The sequence below is a fragment of the Streptomyces sp. R41 genome (assembly GCF_041053055.1).
Classification (GTDB): domain Bacteria; phylum Actinomycetota; class Actinomycetes; order Streptomycetales; family Streptomycetaceae; genus Streptomyces.
The window spans coordinates 7,943,101-7,961,786 of record NZ_CP163443.1 but is presented as its reverse complement, the minus strand read 5'-3'; the positions used below and the strand labels follow the sequence as shown (position 1 = coordinate 7,961,786).

Genomic DNA, 18,686 nt, shown 5'->3' with positions numbered 1-18,686 from the left:
GAGAATCCTCCGCGCCCGCCCTGCCTGTGCGCGCGCTCGCTCAGTTCACGGCGACGGTGAAAACGTGCAGGTCCGCGTTGTCCGGCAGCTTCACGCTCTTGATGGTCCTGCCGGACGGGGCCTCGAAGGGCTCGGTGGCGAACACGTATGTCGTCACCGGGTCCTTGTCGGCGCCCGCGACGTTGCGGTACGCGGCCTTGGCCACGGTCTCGTTGCCGAACTGGACGGTGCCGCCTCCGCCGCCGACGGTCCAGTCGGTGAAGGAGAGGTCGATGGAGTCGGTGGTGCCGTCGGTGTAGGTGACGGTCGCGTTCGTCTTCTGATTGCCGTTCACCGCGCTCCCGATGAAGGACAACCGGGTTGCCTCATGCGCGAGTTCGATGCTCTGGCCGGCCGCCGAGGCGTTGTCGGGGCGGCCGGACGGGGAGTTGGGCCAGGTGTAGGTGAGGCCGTCCACGGTGCCCTGCTTGCCAGGCGTCAGGCCCGCGTCGGCGAGGGCCTGACGGGAGTAGCTCCAGCCGCCGCCGTCGTAGTCGGCCTCGTCGTGGTCACCGGCGTCGTCCGAGACACCGGTGTTGTTGTACGCGGCGAGGAGGGAGCCGGGGGCCGCGAGGGTGAGCGCGACCGGCTGCTCGTACGACGTGTCGTTCGACGTCACCGTGACCTTGACGTCGTAGAAGCCCTGCTTGGCATCCTCACCGGCCGCCAGGGTGATCTGCTGGGTACCGTCGGTCACCGTGCCCTCGGCGGGAGTCGCCGTCACACCGTCCGGCGCGTCCACGTGGAAGCGCACCTCGGGCCCGGCGCCGCCGCTCAGGGCGAGGGCGCGGATGTCGAGCTTCGTGCTGCCGCCGGGCGCAAGAGTCGCGGTGGTCGGGCCCACGCCGATCTGGTACGGCTGCTCGCCCTCGCGGAAGGAGGGCGGGGCGGCGGTCTCGGAGCTGCCCCACTGCTGGTCGGGGGTGCCGCCCAGCGTGTAGTCGAGGGTGCCGCCGTCCCGGACGAAGGAGGCGGGGAGCCAAGGCCGGTCACTGGTACGGCCGTTGACCTTCAGGGACTGGATGTACGGCGAGTCGGCGGCCGCGCCGGTCGCGCGGATCTCGATGTCGTCGCCGTCCGGGCGCTCGATCTCGATCCTGGGGAACAGCGGTGAGGACAGGGTGAGTTCGGCGCGGGAGGGCACCTGGGGGTACATGCCGAGCGAGGAGAAGACGTACCAGGACGACATCTCGCCGAGGTCGTCGTTGCCGGGGATGCCGCCGGGCTGCGTCGACCACAGCGCGTTCATCGCCGCGCGGACGGTCTGCTGCGCCTTGTAAGGGGCGCCCACGTAGTCGTACAGGTAGGGCACGTTGATCGAGGGCTCGTTGTCCAGCTCGGACTTGTCGCCACCGCTTCCCGTGAAGGCCCAACTGCCGTCCGGGTTGTGGAAGAAGGCGTCGAGCCGGTCAAGTGCCTTGTCGCGGCCGCCCATGGCCGCGAAGAGGCCGGCCGGGTCGTGCTGCACCATCCAGGTGTACTGGGCCGCCGTACCCTCCACGAAGCCGTTGCCAGTGGCCGGGGTGAAGCCGGTGACCCAGCTGCCGTCCGCCTTGCGATTGGCGATGTAGCCGCCGCTCCGGTCGGCCGCGATGTTGAAGTTGTTCTGCCACCACTGGGAGCGGCGAGCGAAGTCGGCGGCGGTCTTCTTCTCCCCTGCTGCCGTTGCCAGTTGGGAGATCGCGAAGTCCGCGCCCGACATCTCCAGGGTCTCGGCGGCGCCGCCCCAGGCGTTGGAGACGGACGGCATGTAGTGGTGGTCCATGTACTTGTCGAGGGACGGCCGTTGGCCCACCGAGAGGACCGGCTTGCCCGCGGAGGACAGATCCTGCTCGGTCGGCACGGTCGCCGCCCGGACCAGGGAGTCGAGGGCTCCCCTCAGGTCGAAGTCCGTGCCGCCGAAGGCCCGGATGCCGGCGAGCGCGGGCGCCGACGGGTCGCCGTTCATGACGTGCGTGCCGCTGGCGCCGTGCAGCCAGCGGTCCCAGACTCCCCCGTTCTGCCGGGCGAGTTCGAGCAGCGACTGCGCGATGTCGGAGCCGGTGTCCGGGTCGAGGAGGGTCAGCAGCTGGACCTGGGAGCGGTAGACGTCCCAGCCGGAGAAGGTGCCGTACTGCGCCCGGTGGCCGCGGCCGACGACATGGACCTTGTCGTCGGGGCCTCTGTATCTGCGGTCGGCGTCACTGATGACGTTCGGGTGCAGCAGGGCGTGGTAGAGCGCGGTGTAGAAGGTGGTGCGCTGGTCGTCCGTGCCGCCGCCGACCCGAATGGCACCGAGCTCGTCGCGCCAGGCCCGGTGGGCGGCGTCCTGGACGGAGGCGAAGGAACGGGACGGTGGGTTCTCGGCGGCGAGGTTGGCCTCGGCGCCCGCTCGACTGACGTACGAGATCCCGACCTTGACGTTCACGGGATCGGACCCGGGCGCGAACTCCACATAGCCGCCGGCGCCCTTGCCCGCGACGGGCCGGCCGCCCTGCCCGAATCCGCCGGTGCCGCCACTGGCCTCCGTGGTCCCCGGGCTCAGCTTGTCGTCCTGCCAGGTGCCGGTCGCCTTGAAATCACGGTCGAAGCGTGCGGTGAAGTAGAGGGTGTAGTAGGCGCGTCGGCCCTCCGGGTCGAGATAGCCGCAGAAGTTCCCGGAGGTGACGGACCCGGAGACCGTGCGGGTCGCCGGGTCGATCTTCAGGGACGAATCCGTCGACCCGACCTCGGAGTTGGCGGTACGGATCAGCAGGGAGGCGGGCTTGTCGGCGGGGAAGGTGAAGCGGCCCGAGCCCGTGCGTGCGGTGGCCGTGAGGTCGGCGGTGACGCCCGAGGCGAGGCCCACCTTGTAGTGGCCGGGCTCGGCGGTCTCGCCGGTGTGCGCGAAGTCGGCCGCGTACACGGCGTCCTTGGTGTCGCTCGCCGGGGAGGAGGTGACCTCACCGGCGTACGGGAAGAACGGGATGTCGCCGCTGCCGCCCGCGCATCCCGTGCCGGACATGTGGGTGAGGCTGAAGCCCCGGATGCGCGTGGCGTCGTACAGGTAGCCGCCCGGCGCGGCCGTGCGGGTGGCGTCCCCGCGGGTGTTCTCGGGGCTCCAGGAGAGCATGCCGAAGGGCACGACGGCGCCCGGGAAGACATTGCCGCCGTTCTTGGTGCCGATGAGCGGATCGACGTACGCGGTGGGGTCCCGGACGAGGTCCGGTGGTGCGGCGGTCGCGGCGAGCGCCGGAGTGGCGCCGCCGACCGTCAGAGCGACGGCCAGCAGGACGGATGACGGACGGAAACGCATGACGCGGCCCCTCCTCCTTCGGACGGGTCGCGCACCACAGGTCGCACAAGCCGCAGGGACAGTAACGTGCGCCACGGGTACCACGGAAGACCGCGTACGGCGCCCGGGACGCGCCCGGCATCCACCCCGATGGAGCAGTACGTCCATCGAAGTCGATCAACTCGCTTGACATCGTTGTCTGTTGAGGCGGTAGAGTCATGTACAGACCATTCGACAACGTTGTCGCACACTGCGATCGGCACAAGCCACGCACCACCCCGAAAAGCTATGCACCATCCCGGGCAGGGCCTCCCCCGACCCCGCCCGGGCTCGCGGACCGGGTGAGTCCCGAACCACCCACCCGGTCCGCCCAGAGCAGTGCAGGTCAACCCGCCTGTCCTGGCAGGTCTGTTGGCGGATCATCACCTGATCCGGAGATGACGTACCCGAATGACGCGCCCCCGCCCGGATCCAGCACCCCGTTCCAGTCGGCGACGTCCCGGGGCGCGGAGCACGCGCCGGGTGGCGGCTCGGTCGGTTGTCCGGGTCACGCCCTTCACCCGTTGGTCATGAGGAACGTGCACGTGGGGTGGGAGCGACTCCGGGGCGGGTTCCGGTCCACCGGGATGGGAGCGCTCCCACCCCACTCAGTGCGGAAGTTAGCGCGCTCCGGAACCCGTGTAAACGCCCGGCGCAGCAAGCGATACGGACGCACGAAGGCGGCGCGAGGGGCGTAGGAGGCATGTGCGATGCCGCCGGGCCGGGCGCTCCGGAACCCCCCGCGCGCGCATCCCCTCTTCTCTTGTGAAAACGACATGAATGCGGGCAAGGGGAAAGGGCGGGCTGGTGTGGGGCTCCGAAGCGGGTGGTGACGACGAGAGCGGGGTCGGCCTGGGCCCGGGTACCGCGCATGGCCTGGGTGTCGATCACGGCCCGAGTGCCGGCCATGGCCCAGGGACCGGCCACGGTCCAGGGGCCGTTCGCGGCCTGTGGGCGCCCGTGGTGGCGAATCTCCTGATCGGGCTGGTCGCGATCGTCCCAGGCCTGTGCCTGCGGTGGCTGCTGACCACGTACCCGTCGGTCGACTGCGGGGGCGGCATCGGCTGCGACAAGGAGACGCCCGACAACGCGCTCGGCATGATCACCGGCGCCGTGCTGGGCTGCGGGTTCGTCCTCGGAATGGTGCTGGTGGTGGACATCCTGATGCCCCGCCAGGAAGGCCACCCCGTGGGTCCGTGGCTCGGAATGGCGCTGCTGATCCCTGCCCCGTTCGTGGTCGGACAGGCGCTGGGCTGGGTCTAGGGTCGGTCCCGGGGGCGCGACCGACCTCCGTCCGTGGAGCGGGAGTTCAGGCCGACGCCGGGGCCGCGGTCGAGGGCGAGGGCGAGGGCGAGGGCGAGGGCGAGCCTGCCGCCGTCGTGCCGGCGCTTGTGGCCGTGTCCGCCGCCGTCGTGCCGACGCTCGTGGCCGTGTCCGCCGCCGTCGTGCCGGCGCTTGTGGCCGTGTCCGCCGCCGTCGTGCCGACGCTCGTGGTCGTGCGCACCGCGGTCGCCGTGCCCGCGCTCGGCGCGTGGCCGGCCGGTGGCAGTTCGATGGTGAACTCCGTGCGGCCCGGGGCGCTTTGCACCTGGATGGTGCCGTCGTGGGCCGCCGTGATCGCCGCGGCGATGGCGAGACCGAGACCGGAGCCGCCGTCCTTGGGGGACATGCGGGAACGGGAGGCGTCGGCGCGGGAGAAGCGCTCGAAGACCCTGGGCAGGAGCGAAGGCGGGATGCCGGGACCGTCGTCGCGTACGCGGATGACGCAGCTCCTGTCCGTGGCCTCCACCGAGGCGATCACCGTGGTGCCAACGGGTGTGTGCACACGGGCGTTGGCCAACAGGTTGGCCACCACCTGGTGCAGCCGGGCCTCGTCGCCCACGACGAGCGCCGGGGTGTCGAGAAGCAGCGACAACTGCCAGTCGTGGCCCTCTCCCGCGGCCCGCGCGTCCCACACCGTCTCCGCGACGAGCGCCGCGACGTCCACCTCGGCGGACTCCAGGGGCCGCCCCTCGTCGAGCCGGGCGAGCAGCAACAGATCCTCGACCAGGCCCCTCATCCGGGCCGACTCGGCGGAGACGCGCCGCCAGGCCAGCGTCGCCTCGGTCCTCTCGGTGCCGCGGTTCATCAGTTCCGCGTAACCCGCGATGGACGCGAGGGGCGTACGGAGTTCATGGCTGGCGTCGGCGAGGAAACGGCGCATGCGTTCCTCGCTGCGGCGCATCTCCTCCTCGCCGCGCCGGCGTTCCGCTAGCGAGGACTCGACATGGTCGATCATGCGGTTGAGGGCGGCGCCGACCTGGCCCGCCTCGCTGCCGGGGTCGGCGTCCGCGTCCGGAACCCGAGTGAGCCCGGTGGCCTCGCCGTGTGCCAGCGGCGAGCGGGAGACCTCGACGGCGGTGGCGGCGACCCGCCCGAGCGGGCGCAGTTGACGCCGGATGACGACAGCGCAGACGCACGCGGCGGCGGTGAGCCCGGCGGCCGCCACCGACGCCTCGACCATGACCAGGCCCCGGATCATGTCCTGTACGTCGTTCATGGGGAGGGCGGTGAGGACGGGCCGTCCGCCGCCGTCGAGGGCGGTGACCCGGTAGGTGCCCAGGCCGGGGAGGGTCCGGGTGTGCAGCGAGCCGTCGGCCTTGATCCCGTCGAGGGCGGCACGCTGAGCGCTGGTGAGGGCCTCCGGTCCGCCTGCACCGGTCACGACCTGGGCGGAGAGGATGTTCCCGTCGTCGTCGAGCCGGGCGGCGACGGTACCGGCCGCCTGCCCCTGCTCCTTGAGAAACGCCAGGTCCGTGCCGGCGTCCGGCCCGACCTGGACACCGCCCCGGCTGCGCTCTGCGGCGTCGGTGACCCGCCGGTCGAGGTTGCCGAGCAGATAGGCGCGCTGGGCGAAGACGGTGGTGAGGGCCATGGCCGCGCAGACGACGACCAGCGCCGCGCTGATGAGGACGAGGAGTCGCGTCCGCAGGGACCGCCCGCCCAGCCGGGCCCGCGGGCAGCGTTTGGGCGACCAGGCCTCCTCCGAGCCCCCGCGCCACCGGGCCGACAGCGACCACCCCCGCAACCGATCCTGTACGCCCTGTACGGCCCGCACGCCGTTCATCTCCCCTCCTCAGGCGGCCTGATGGCGTAACCCACCCCACACACCGTGTGGATCACGGGCGCCCGCCCCTTGTCGGTCTTCCGGCGCAGGCAGGAGATGTACACCTCGACCAGGTTCCCGCCGCCGTCGAAGGAGCTGCTCCACACGTGGTCCAGGATCTGGGCCTTGCTCAGCACCTGGCGCGGACGGCTGAGCAACAGGCTCAGCAGGTCGAACTCCTGGGCCGTGAGCCGGACGGGCGTACCGTCGCGGTGCACCTCGCGGCTCTCCGCGTCCAGCACGAGATGGCCGAGCACGAGCGCGGACCCGTCGGGCCCCGCCTCGGCGGCACCGGCCCGGCGCAGCAGCCCGCGCGGGCGCAGCACGACCTCCTCCAGGGGGGAGGGCTTCGTCACGTAGTCGTCGGCGCCGGCGACCAGCCCGTCCAGGCGGTGTTCCAGCGCGTCGCGGGCGGTGAGCATGAGAACGGGCAGCTTGGGATTCTCGTACCGCAGCCGCCGTAGCACCTGGAGTCCGTCCAGGTCGGGCAGCATCCCGTCGAGCACGGCGGCGTGCGGGGCGCGGCCGCGCGCGACGCGCAGCGCGCTCTCCCCGTCGCCCGCCGGCCAGGGCCGCCACCCCGCCTCTGTGACGGCGACGGACAGCAGCTCCGTGAGCCCCGGCTCGTCGTCGACGATCGGCACACGAACGCGGCCGCCACGGACCCCAGAAGTGCCAGACATGTGGCAATCGTGTCCCGGTCCGCTGAGGGAACCCTGTGTTCCATCTGAGCCCTGCCGATGCCCTGAGCGGCACGGCGCAGGGCGAACGGCGAAGGGCCGCACCCCCGTCACCGGGGATGCGGCCCTCAACTGCCCTGCCGGACCGCCTACTTGCGGATCCGGACCGCTTACTTGCGGATCAGGTTGCGCAGCACGTACTGCATGATGCCGCCGTTGCGGTAGTAGTCCGCCTCGCCGGGGGTGTCGATACGGACGACCGCGTCGAACTCGACGCCGGTGTCGGTGGTGACCTTCACCGTGCGCGGGGTGGTGCCGTTGTTCAGCTCCTCGACGCCGGTGAAGGAGAAGGTCTCCTCGCCGGTGAGGCCGAGGGACTCGGCGGAGGCGCCCTCCGGGAACTGCAGCGGCAGGACGCCCATGCCGATGAGGTTCGAGCGGTGGATGCGCTCGTACGACTCGGCGATGACGGCCTTGACGCCGAGGAGCGCGGTGCCCTTGGCCGCCCAGTCGCGGGACGAGCCGGAGCCGTACTCCTTGCCGGCCAGGATGGCCAGCGGGGTGCCCTGCTCGATGTAGTTGCGGGAGGCGTCGTAAATGAACGACACCGGGCCGTCGGCCTGGGTGAAGTCGCGGGTGTAGCCGCCCTCGGTGCCCGGCGCGATCTGGTTGCGCAGGCGGATGTTGGCGAACGTACCGCGGATCATGACCTCGTGGTTGCCGCGGCGGGAGCCGTAGCTGTTGAAGTCACGACGCTCGACACCGTGCTCGGTGAGGTACTTGCCCGCCGGGGTGTCGGCCTTGATCGCGCCGGCCGGGGAGATGTGGTCGGTGGTGACCGAGTCGCCCAGCTTGGCGAGGACGCGGGCGCCCGTGATGTCCGAGACCGGGGTGGTCTCCATCGTCATGCCCTCGAAGTACGGGGGCTTGCGGACGTAGGTGGACTGCGGGTCCCACTCGAAGGTGTTGCCGGTCGGGATCGGCAGCGCCTGCCACTGGGCGTCGCCCGCGAAGACGTCCTGGTAGGACTTGTTGAACATGTCCTCGCCGATGGCGTTCGCCACGACGTCGTTGACCTCGGCCTCGGAGGGCCAGATGTCGGACAGGTAGACCGGCTTGCCGTCCTGGTCGGTGCCGAGGGCGTCCTTGGTGATGTCCACCTTCATGGAGCCCGCGAGGGCGTACGCGACCACCAGCGGCGGGGAGGCCAGGTAGTTCATCTTGACGTCGGGGTTGATCCGGCCCTCGAAGTTGCGGTTGCCGGAGAGCACCGAGGTGACGGCGAGGTCGTGGTCGTTGACGGCCTTGGAGACCTCCTCCGGCAGCGGGCCGGAGTTGCCGATGCAGGTGGTGCAGCCGTAGCCGACGAGGTTGAAGCCGACCTTGTCGAGGTACGGGGTCAGGCCCGCCTTGTCGAAGTAGTCGGTGACGACCTTGGAGCCCGGGGCGAGGGTGGTCTTGACCCACGGCTTGCGGGTCAGGCCCTTCTCCACGGCCTTCTTCGCGACGAGCGCGGCGGCGACCATGACGTACGGGTTCGAGGTGTTGGTGCAGGAGGTGATGGCCGCGACCGTCACCGCGCCGTGGTCGATCGTGTAGGTCGAGCCGTCGGGGGCGGTGACCTGGACCGGGTTGGACGGCGCGCCGTTGGGGTGGATGGCCGGGGCGTCGGAGGCCGGGAAGGACTCCTGGCCCGCCTCGTCCACGGTGTCCACGTAATTACGGACGTCCTGCTTGAACTGCTCGGCGGCGTTGGCCAGGACGATGCGGTCCTGCGGACGCTTCGGGCCGGCGATCGACGGGACGACCGTGGAGAGGTCGAGCTCCAGCTTCTCGGAGAAGTCGGGCTCGGCGGCCGGGTCGAGCCAGAGGCCCTGCTCCTTGGCGTACGCCTCGACGAGCGCGAGCTGCTGCTCGCTGCGGCCGGTCAGCTTCAGGTACTTGATGGTCTCGTCGTCGATCGGGAAGATCGCGGCCGTGGAGCCGAACTCCGGCGACATGTTGCCGATGGTGGCGCGGTTGGCGAGGCTCGTCGCCGCCACACCCTCGCCGTAGAACTCGACGAACTTGCCGACCACGCCGTGCTTGCGCAGCATCTCGGTGATCGTGAGCACGAGGTCCGTGGCGGTGGTGCCGGGCGTGAGCTCACCGGTGAGCTTGAAGCCGACGACGCGCGGGATGAGCATGGAGACCGGCTGACCGAGCATCGCGGCCTCGGCCTCGATACCGCCGACGCCCCAGCCCAGAACACCCAGGCCGTTGACCATGGTGGTGTGCGAGTCGGTGCCGACGAGGGTGTCGGGGTACGCCTGGCCGCCTCGCACCATGACCGTACGGGCCAGGTGCTCGATGTTCACCTGGTGGACGATGCCGGTGCCCGGCGGGACGACCTTGAACTCGTCGAAGGCGGTCTGGCCCCAGCGCAGGAACTGGTAGCGCTCCTTGTTGCGGCCGTACTCCAGCTCGACGTTCTGCGCGAACGCCTCGTTGGTGCCGAACTTGTCGGCGATGACGGAGTGGTCGATGACCAGCTCGGCCGGGGCCAGCGGGTTGATCTTCGCCGGGTCGCCGCCGAGCGCCTTGACGGCCTCACGCATGGTGGCGAGGTCGACGACACAGGGCACGCCGGTGAAGTCCTGCATGATCACACGGGCGGGCGTGAACTGGATCTCCTGCGACGGCTGCGCCTGGGAGTCCCAGGAGCCGAGCGCGCGGATGTGGTCGGCGGTGATGTTCGCGCCGTCCTCGGTGCGGAGCAGGTTCTCCAGCAGCACCTTCAGGCTGTACGGAAGGCGAGCCGAGCCTTCCACCTTGTCCAGCCGGAAGATCTCGTACGACTCGTCGCCCACCTGCAGCGTGCTGCGGGCGTCGAAGCTGTTCGCCGACACGACAGTCTCCTTCATTGATGTGCGCGTACCCACCGCAATCCTGCCGCCACGACTGATGGACCGATCCGCTAAGGTAAGGCTAAGTTAGGTAACCCTTACCGGGGTGGCGGCTGCGGGGCGCCTCGGCAGATATCTCGATGTCGAGATAACTCTAGTACATGGGCGCGGGCTGGTCATGCCCGGCCTCCTTCGGGGGTACCCGGTGTCGGCCGGGAAGCACCCGGCATAACCGTCGCAAGGGGGGCAGCCATGCCACTCACGTTCCGCAAGAGTTTCCGCATCCTTCCCGGCGTGCGGCTCAACATCAACCGCCGATCGTGGTCCATCACCACGGGCGGGCGGCACGGGCCACGGCGCACGCACAGCAGCACCGGGCGCCGGACGACGTCGATGGATCTGCCTGGTCCGTTCGGATGGCGGCGGACGACGCGGCGGCGGGGGCGGTGACCTCCGGGGGGTGCAGCCCCATGTGCATCCGATGGCGCCGGCAGGCCCATGCGCATCCGGGGACGCAAGGCCATGTACCTCCCGAAGGGCACAGGCCCATGTGATGGAGTCGGCACGCCAGTTGGGCATCGCGGCGACCGGAGGGGTGGGCCGCCGCGCCGCGCCTCCTCGGCCTGGACGACCCCGCGGCCAACTTCGGGGAGCACAAAGAGGAGCACCGTGTCCTCGAACTGCCGTACGTACGCGATGAGGCCGTACTGACCAAAGAGCACGAAAGGGAGCCATTTTCTCGGCGACGGCATGGCGGGCGCCGGACGGGCACATCACGCCTCGGGCGCGGCGGGCGGGCTGCATCATCTGGCCGTTGGCGCCGTGCGCCGTGAATTCCCCGCCGCCGTCCGCACCACCGCGCGCCAGGCAACCGGCGAAATGCCCGAACTGGTGACAAAACTTCTCAATACCGACGAACCGTCATGGAAGCGCCTCTTCACGGCATTCATTGGCGGCGACCTCAATTGGCTGCGGCCGAGGTGTCCCACCATCGTCGCCGCACTCCTGGAACACGGCGCCCGAACTCCCTTGTGACCAGCGCTTCATGGCGCCCCACACTCGGAAGGACGCGCTCCATTTTTCTTTATCTCACATCCGATATACGGTCGCGCCATGGCAGACGACTACCTCGTACGCATCGGCAAGCTCATCCGTGACGCCCGGCAGCACCGGGGCTGGACACAGTCGCAACTTGCCGAGGCGCTCGGCACCAGTCAGAGCGCCGTCAATCGCATCGAGCGCGGCAACCAAAACATCAGCCTTGAGATGATCGCCCGAATCGGTGAAGCCCTGGACAGTGAAATCGTCTCTCTGGGCTATGCGGGTCCGATGCATCTGCGCGTCGTCGGCGGACGTCGTCTGTCCGGCTCGATCGACGTCAAGACCAGCAAGAACGCGTGCGTGGCGCTGCTGTGCGCGACGCTCCTGAACAAGGGGCGCACGGTGCTGCGCCGCGTCGCCCGCATCGAAGAGGTGTACCGCCTTCTGGAGGTGCTCGGTTCGATCGGCGTCCGCACCCGGTGGATCAATGACGGTGTCGACCTGGAGATCGTGCCCCCGAGCGAGCTGGAGATGGAGGCCATCGACGCGGAGGCGGCCCGCCGCACCCGCTCGATCATCATGTTCCTCGGTCCGCTGCTGCACCGTATGGACCACTTCAAGCTGCCGTACGCGGGCGGTTGCGACCTCGGCACGCGCACGATCGAGCCGCACATGATCGCGCTGCGCCGCTTCGGTCTCGACATCACCGCCACCGAAGGGCTCTACCACGCGCAGGTGGACCGCTCGGTCTCCCCCGGCCGCCCGATCGTGCTGACCGAGCGCGGCGACACGGTGACCGAGAACGCGCTGCTCGCCGCCGCCCGCCACGACGGCGTGACCGTCATCCGCAACGCGTCCTCCAACTACATGGTCCAGGACCTGTGCTTCTTCCTGGAGGCCCTGGGCGTACGGGTCGAGGGCATCGGCACGACCACGCTCACCGTGCACGGCGTGCCGAACATCGACGTCGACGTGGACTACTCGCCCTCCGAGGACCCGGTCGAGGCGATGAGCCTGCTCGCCGCCGCGGTGGTCACCGAGTCCGAGCTGACGGTGTGCCGGGTGCCGATCGAGTTCCTGGAGATCGAGCTCGCGGTCCTGGAGGAGATGGGCCTCGACCACGACCGCACGGCCGAGTACTTCGCCGACAACGGCCGTACCCGCCTTGTCGACCTGACTGTCCGGCCCTCCAAGCTGGAGGCGCCGATCGACAAGATCCACCCGATGCCGTTCCCCGGCCTGAACATCGACAACGTCCCGTTCTTCGCGGCCATCGCGGCCTCCGCGCAGGGCAAGACGCTGATCCACGACTGGGTCTACGACAACCGGGCGATCTACCTCACGGACCTCAACCGCCTCGGCGGCCGGCTGCAGTTGCTGGATCCGCACCGCGTCCTTGTCGAGGGCCCGACCCGCTGGCGGGCCGCCGAGATGATGTGCCCGCCCGCGCTGCGGCCCGCCGTGGTCGTCCTGCTGGCCATGATGGCGGCCGACGGCACGTCCGTCCTGCGGAACGTGTACGTCATCAACCGCGGCTACGAGGACCTCGCCGAGCGGCTCAACACGATCGGCGCGCAGATCGAGATCTTCCGGGACATCTGAGCAACCAACGCTTCGAAGGAATGCCGCCGCACCCTCTGACCCGCAAGAGAGCAGGCCAGAGGAGGTGCGGCGGCATTTTCGTGCGACTTCTCCGGGACTTCGCGGTCACCGCATGGCACCGGGCGCGCGGTATCTCCGACAGTCAACCCACTGCGAGGTGCCTCTTCACTCCAACTCCCTGAGAGCCGGCGACGGCCTCCGGAGCGGCACGCGAGGGACCCGTGATGCAATGGGGCCCGAGCGCAGATCTTGGGGTGGAGTGGGGCGTGTTGAGCAACGGTGAGGCCGACGCGGGCAGTTTCCAGCCGCTGGAGGACGGCGATCCACAAGTCGCGGGCGGCTACCGGCTGGTGGCGAGGCTCGGGGCCGGCGGTATGGGGCGGGTCTACCTCTCGCACACGCCGGGCGGGCGGGCCGTCGCGGTCAAGGTGATCCGGCCGGAGCTGGCCGAGAACGCCGAGTTCCGCAAGCGGTTCCAGGCAGAGGTGGCGGCGGCGAGCCGGGTGCACGGGCTCTATACGGCTCCGGTCGTGGACAGCGACACCGAGGGGTCCATGCCGTGGTGTGCGACCGCTTATGTACCGGGGCCGTCCCTCGCCGATGCGGTGCACGACCACGGGCCACTGCCCGTCGACACCGTACTGCGGCTGATCGCCGGTGTCGCCGAGGCACTGCAGGCGGTGCATCGCGAGGGCATCGTGCATCGGGACCTCAAGCCGTCGAACGTGCTGCTCGCCGCCGACGGGCCACGCGTCATCGACTTCGGTGTCGCGCGGGCCGCGGATGCCACGTCGGTGACGCAGAGCGGTACGGCCCTCGGCACGGTCGCCTATATGGCGCCGGAGCAGGTGCTCGGCGCGGAGGCCGCGCCCTCGGCCGACGTGTTCGCGCTGGGGCAGACCGCCGTGTTCGCGGCGACGGGCGGTGCCGCCTTCGGGGACGGGGACCCGCATGCGGTGCTCTACCGGGTGGTGCACGAGCAACCCGACCTCAGCCATGTGCCGGGGGAGATAAGCGAGTTGGTTTCCTGGTGTCTGCGCAAGCCCGCCGCCGAGCGGCCTTCCGTCGAGGAGGTCATTCGCTCCGTATCGACGATCCAGGCGCGTCGTGGTGACGCTGCGCGGTTCACGTCCGGGGCGTGGCTGCCGGGGGAGCTGGCGGCGGGGATCGCGGCTCGGACCGAAGAGGCCCATCAGGCCATGGCGGGAGCGGCTCCGGGCACTCACGGTCCCGGCGGTTCCGGGCCGACGCCCGGCGGTTTCGGACCGGCGCCCGGCGGTTCCGGGCAAACGCCCGGCGGTTTCGGGCCCGCGGTGGCCTACTCCCCCACCTCGCCGTCCCATGCTGCGCTGCCCGGGCCGTTTGTGATGGGGTCTCCGGCCGCGCCGGGTGCATACACTCCGCCCCCGTGGCCGCAGCCCCAGGAGCCGGCCGCCGCGCAGACCTCCTCGGTGGCCACGGCCCGCGAGGGCCGCAGGGCGCGGGTCTGGATGGTGGCTGCGGCCGCCGTCGTGCTCGTCGCCTGCGGGGCGACCGCCGCGCTGCTGCTCGTCCCGGGGGACGGCGACAAGAGCGACGACCGTGCGCAGGAAGTGGCCGCGTCGCGGTCGGCCCGGACCGCCGGGACGTCGCCGTCGACGTCCGACTCCCCGTCCGCCACGGCCTCGAAGAAGCCCAGAGTCGCCAAGTCCGCGCTGCCTCCCAGCCCTTCGGGGCCCCCGACGCCCACGCGGGCCGCGACCTCGGCTCCCGCGAGTGCCGCGTCCAGCGAGCCCTCGGCCCCGAAGGCACCTGCCCCGGTGACGTATTCGGGGATCAGGATGACCGCCAGCCACGACCTGTATCTGGGGGACACCCCGGTGCGGGCCAAGGCGGACACGGGGAGCTCCGACGAGGATCTGACGTACGCCGTCTACTCCTCGGGCGCGGTTCTCGCCCCCGGCACCACGTCCGGCAGCTCACTTGCCCCGCTGCCGGTGGGACGGCAGGGCAGCCTGGACGTGTGCAAGGCGGCGACCGGCTACAAGAGTTACCTCTGGGTCAAGGACCTCACGGTCGGTCAGCAGATGTGCGTCATCAGCGGGACGGGGCACGTGGGGCTCGTGACGTATCGGGGCTCGTCCGGGACGACGTACGCCACCTTGGACGTGAAGGTGTGGCGTAACGCGGCCTAGGAAGTGGTGGTGCCGTCCCCTCGCGGAGCTCTGTGCGGGGCCTGTTCGGTCGCACGGGCCTCACGAGGGGGCGTGCGGGCAGGCGGCGGGCTTCGTCCGCCCGTGCGGCTCTTCCTGTCTGTGCAGCCCCTCGCGGACGGCCCTCAGCTCGGGGAAGGGCATGCGGACGCGGCTCGCCAGATGGGCCGCGCCCGTGGTGCCGCCCGTGCCGGCCAGACCGCCCACCGTGCGGTCCACCAGGGCGAGGTGGGCCAGCTTCCAGTGCCAGAAGCGGTAGCCGATGTCGAGCAGGGTCTCGGCGAGCCGGTGGGACGGGCCCGCGCCGGCCGCGCCGAGTGCGCAGACCTCCTCCACGCTGGTGCCCCGGGCGGCGAGCGCCTTGAGGAAGGCCCGGTACAGCGGGCTCTCGTCGTCGTCGGCCGTCCCGAGTCTGACCTCCAGTGCGTGGAAGCCCTGCGACTGGGCCCCGCTGGCGGTGCCCAGGTGGGGCCGGAACGCGGCGAACCGCCGGACCGGCAGCCGCTCCAGAAGCCGTACGGTGTCCTCCAGGATGCGCACCACCTCGGCGACTCGGGCGAGATACTCCAGCGCGGACTCGATGCCGTCCGCCCCGCCCGGCCGGCCGCCGTCGGTGAGCGCCTCGGTCGCGGCGTCCAGGTCGCGCAGGGCCTGGGCGAGCCAGAGTTCGCTGGTCTGGTGGGCCACGATGAAGAACAGCTCGGCCGAGCCGGTGGCGGTGTCGTCGTCGGCGGGGCGCAGCGGCACCTGGAGCGACAGCAGCCGCTCCAGGCGCAGATAGCCCGCGTAGTCGGGGCCGGTCACGGGTCCCCGCCCCGGGACCGGAGTTCGGCGGCGTGGGCGAGGAGCCGCTCGACCCCGGTGTCGAGTTCCGCGGGGTCGCCGCAGAACGCCAGCCGGACCAGGGTCCTGCTGTCCGGCGCGGGGTCGGCGGAGAGGATCCGGCCGTCGTCCGACACCACGGGGCGCAGCGCGAATCCGGCGGCCGGTGCCACCCCGACGTCGTACTTCTCCAGCAGCCCCGCGGCGAAGGTGTCCGCGTCCACCCCGACGGGGCCGAGGTCGAGTACGGCGTACCAGCCGCCCTGCGGGAGTTCCCCGAGCAGGCCGGCGTCGCGCAGCGCGGGCAGCGCGCGGTCCCGGTTGGCCCGCACCATCCGGGCGTTCTCCCGGGCGCTGTCGCGTGCCTTGAGCGCGGTGAGCCCGGCGTACTGGACCGGGGTCGAGGGGCCGATGATGCTCGCCTCCTGCACCACGCGCAGGGCGTGGGCGGCCGCCGCGTTCGGGGTCACCACGTACCCCAGCCGGTAGCCCGTCATGGCGAGGCTCTTGGAGAAGGTGAAGGTGCTGAAGACGCGGCGTTCGCGCTCGGGCAGGCCGTGTTCCAGGGAGGCGAAGGACACGTGCTCGCCCTCGTACACGAAGTGCTCGTAGGCTTCGTCGCTGATGATCTGCAGGTCGTGCTCCCGCGCCAGCTCCAGGATGCCCTCCATCAGCTCCGTGCCGAGAACCGCGCCGGTCGGGTTGGCCGGGGAGTTGATGAGCACGGCGCGGGTGCGGGGGGTGATGGCGGCGCGGATCGCGTCCAGGCGGGGCCGGTAGCCGGGCCCGAGCGCGTAGAACACGGGCCGGAAGCCGGCCAGCAGGACCTGCTGGAGGTGGATGGGCCAGTGGAGTTCGGGCAGCAGCAGTTCGTCGCCCCGGTTGGCCAGGGACTGGAAGAGCGCGGCGAGTCCCTGGCAGGAGCCCGGGGTGACGAACACCCGGTCGGGGCTGGTGCGGTGACCGTTCTCCGTCTCCAGTTTGACCGCGAGCGCCTCGCGCAGCGCGGACATGCCCTCCGCGGAGGTGTAGGCGGTCTGGCCGTGGTGCACGGCGTGTTCCACGGCCAGGGCGACCTCGCGCGGCGGCGGGAAGTAGGGCTCCCCGACGTGGAGTTTGATGACCGGCCGCCCCGTGGCCCGCTCGCGGTCCTCCGCGGCGCGGAAGACCTCGTGCAGGCACGACGGTGGGATGGTGCCGGCCCGGGATGTCCGGGATATTTCACCCATCAGTGGCCGCCGTTACCGCGGCCGTCGCCGTTGCTGCCGTTGCTCCTGTCGTTGCCGGGGACGAACTCGTAGATGAAGAAGCTCTGCAGCTCGGCTGGCCGGTCTCCGATGACGTGCTTGGAGATCTGCTCGAAGCCGTTGACGGCGAGCTCGTGCTCCACGATGAGCGGCGAGAGCTTGTGCTCCTCCTCGAACGCCGTGACCATGTCGTCCTTGGTGATCTGCATCTCCGCGATGGCGACCGGCCAGTGGTCCCGCTCGATCGCGTAGTCGATCACGAACTTGTACCAGTTCCACAGGGTCCTGCGGCGGCGGTCCTCCAGGACGCGGGACCACTCGGGCACGGCGGCGTCCTTGGCGTAGGCCTCGATCTCGTCGTGGCCGGCCAGCAGATAGCCGCCGCCGAGTTCGATGACCTCGGCGCCCTTCAGCCGCCGTACGTCCTCGTCGGTGCAGTACTCGGGACAGAACTCGTCGCCGAGTATGAAGCTGCCCGACTCGCCCAGCAGCTCGCGGGCGTGCTGGAGGTGGCTGTGCGGCAGATGGTGGTGGCTGCCCCAGGAGATGATGATGTCCAGCGGCTCCCGCCAGTCCACGAACGAGTCGGGGAAGACCTCGGCGTTCGGGTGGCCGGCGAGCCGTTCCCGGGCCTGCCGCGCCGGGTTGGCGGCGATCTCGTTGGCGATGACCCGGCAGTCGGGCAGCCGCTGCGCGAGCAGCTCGGAGAGCACCCCGGAGCCGGAGCCGACGTCGATGACGGTCAGCGGGCGTCCGGCCGTCTCCCGCTTCTTCGCGACCAGGTCGACGATGAGCTGGTCGCCGTCGCTGATGTCCGGGTGGCCGTCGCGCATGGCGGCGCCGACGTCGACCCGCTTGAATTCCTCGCGGCCGTAGATCGTGGCGGTTTCTTCAGTGCTCATTTTTCTTCTCCCTCGGCCTTTTCTGGCATTACGAAGTACGTCCACCGTCAACGGGAATGAGCGCGCCGGTCACCCACGCGGAGACTTCCGGGTCGAGCAGGTGACACACCCAGGCGGCAATTTCCTCCGGCTTTCCGAATCGGCCGAGCGGAGTGCTCTCGACCATGTCCTTGCGCAGGTTTTCGACTTTTTCCGGGGCGAGTCCGAGATCGTCGTACATCGGGGTGTCGACCGGGCCCGGCAGTACGGCGTTGACGCGGACGAGCGGCGCGAGCTCGCGCGCCAGGGAGCGGGTGAGACTGTTGAGCGCCGCCTTGGACGCGCCGTACATCGCGCGGTTCGGCATGGCCAGTGCCCCGCCCACGGACGTCACGTTCACGACCGAGCCCGAGCCGGCCCGCAGCGCCGGCAGCGCCGCTCGGATCAGGTGCGCGGGGCCCAGCAGATTGACGCCGAGCATGGCGTCCAGGTCGTGCGGGTCGGCCTCGGCGAGCGGGCCGAACCGGGCCAGACCCGCGTTGTTGACCAAGCCGTCCAGGGAGCCGAAGCGGTCGAGGGCGGTGCGCACGGCGTCCTCGGCCTCGGCGGGGCGGCTGATGTCGGCGGGCTGCGCCAGGACGTACGCATCGGTGTACAGCCCGGCGGTTTCCTTCAGCGGGTCCTGGCGCCGGCCGACGAGCGTCACCCGGGCTCCTGAGTCGAGCAGGCGCCGGGCGACCGCGCGTCCGATGCCGCTGCCGGCTCCGGTGACGAGGAAGGTCTTTCCGTCGAGGCTCATGGAGAAGTCGCGCTCGCTTTCTTCTGCCGGCCCTTTTCTCGTGGCTTTCCAGCGGCTCACC

At 70.6% G+C, this 18,686-nt stretch carries 13 protein-coding genes; 5 read left to right on the top strand and 8 right to left on the bottom strand.

The window, feature by feature from the left end:
- Positions 1 to 40: 40 nt before the first annotated feature.
- Positions 41 to 3,313 (bottom strand): GH92 family glycosyl hydrolase, encoded by a 3,273-nt coding sequence (locus tag AB5J53_RS36215; protein ID WP_369249813.1) that lies wholly within the window; start codon positions 3,311 to 3,313, stop codon positions 41 to 43.
- A 981-nt stretch (positions 3,314 to 4,294) separates the two neighbouring features.
- Here AB5J53_RS36215 and AB5J53_RS36210 point away from each other — a divergent pair.
- A complete protein-coding gene (locus tag AB5J53_RS36210) occupies positions 4,295 to 4,594 on the top strand; it encodes a hypothetical protein (RefSeq protein WP_369249812.1) in 300 nt (99 codons plus the stop codon).
- Between the two features lie 46 nt (positions 4,595 to 4,640).
- On the opposite strand, the gene AB5J53_RS36205 is transcribed toward AB5J53_RS36210, so the two are convergent.
- From AB5J53_RS36205 to acnA, 3 genes are all read right to left on the bottom strand, one after another.
- Positions 4,641 to 6,437, bottom strand: coding sequence for a sensor histidine kinase (locus tag AB5J53_RS36205; protein WP_369249811.1), 1,797 nt, complete (start codon positions 6,435 to 6,437; stop codon positions 4,641 to 4,643).
- Entirely contained in the window at positions 6,434 to 7,159 is a 726-nt protein-coding gene (locus AB5J53_RS36200; protein WP_369249810.1) for a response regulator transcription factor, read from the bottom strand. Before AB5J53_RS36200 ends, AB5J53_RS36205 begins: the two co-directional genes overlap by 4 nt.
- A 167-nt stretch (positions 7,160 to 7,326) precedes the next feature.
- Positions 7,327 to 10,044, bottom strand: a complete 2,718-nt coding sequence (gene acnA / locus AB5J53_RS36195) for an aconitate hydratase AcnA (protein WP_369249809.1) — start codon at positions 10,042 to 10,044, stop codon at positions 7,327 to 7,329.
- Between the two features lie 249 nt (positions 10,045 to 10,293).
- Between acnA and AB5J53_RS36190 the strand changes: the two genes are divergently transcribed.
- From AB5J53_RS36190 to AB5J53_RS36175, 4 genes are all read left to right on the top strand, one after another.
- Positions 10,294 to 10,491, top strand: a complete 198-nt coding sequence (locus tag AB5J53_RS36190; protein ID WP_369249808.1) for a DUF4236 domain-containing protein — start codon at positions 10,294 to 10,296, stop codon at positions 10,489 to 10,491.
- A gap of 300 nt (positions 10,492 to 10,791) precedes the next feature.
- Positions 10,792 to 11,076 (top strand): hypothetical protein, encoded by a 285-nt coding sequence (locus AB5J53_RS36185; RefSeq protein ID WP_369249807.1) that lies wholly within the window; start codon positions 10,792 to 10,794, stop codon positions 11,074 to 11,076.
- A 78-nt stretch (positions 11,077 to 11,154) separates the two neighbouring features.
- Positions 11,155 to 12,684, top strand: a complete 1,530-nt coding sequence (locus AB5J53_RS36180; RefSeq protein ID WP_369249806.1) for a helix-turn-helix domain-containing protein — start codon at positions 11,155 to 11,157, stop codon at positions 12,682 to 12,684.
- A gap of 266 nt (positions 12,685 to 12,950) precedes the next feature.
- The gene (locus AB5J53_RS36175; protein ID WP_369249805.1) at positions 12,951 to 14,858 is read left to right on the top strand and encodes a serine/threonine-protein kinase; all 1,908 of its coding nucleotides are present in this window, start codon (positions 12,951 to 12,953) and stop codon (positions 14,856 to 14,858) included.
- Positions 14,859 to 14,918: 60 nt separating this feature from the next.
- Here the strand turns inward: AB5J53_RS36175 and AB5J53_RS36170 are convergent, their stop codons facing one another.
- The 4 genes from AB5J53_RS36170 to AB5J53_RS36155 are packed head-to-tail and all read right to left on the bottom strand — an operon-like array spanning position 14,919 to position 18,625.
- Complete coding sequence (locus tag AB5J53_RS36170) at positions 14,919 to 15,680, bottom strand: tryptophan 2,3-dioxygenase family protein (protein WP_369249804.1); 762 nt, start codon at positions 15,678 to 15,680, stop codon at positions 14,919 to 14,921.
- Positions 15,677 to 16,927 carry a pyridoxal phosphate-dependent aminotransferase gene (locus AB5J53_RS36165; protein ID WP_369249803.1) on the bottom strand — a complete coding sequence of 417 codons (1,251 nt, stop codon included), beginning with the start codon at positions 16,925 to 16,927 and terminating at the stop codon, positions 15,677 to 15,679. The genes AB5J53_RS36170 and AB5J53_RS36165 overlap by 4 nt, the downstream gene beginning before the upstream one ends.
- On the bottom strand, positions 16,927 to 17,847 hold the full coding sequence (locus AB5J53_RS36160; RefSeq protein WP_369249802.1) for a trans-aconitate 2-methyltransferase: 921 nt from the start codon (positions 17,845 to 17,847) through the stop codon (positions 16,927 to 16,929). The genes AB5J53_RS36165 and AB5J53_RS36160 overlap by 1 nt, the downstream gene beginning before the upstream one ends.
- A 28-nt stretch (positions 17,848 to 17,875) precedes the next feature.
- Positions 17,876 to 18,625, bottom strand: a complete 750-nt coding sequence (locus tag AB5J53_RS36155; RefSeq protein ID WP_369249801.1) for an SDR family NAD(P)-dependent oxidoreductase — start codon at positions 18,623 to 18,625, stop codon at positions 17,876 to 17,878.
- Positions 18,626 to 18,686 lie beyond the last annotated feature (61 nt).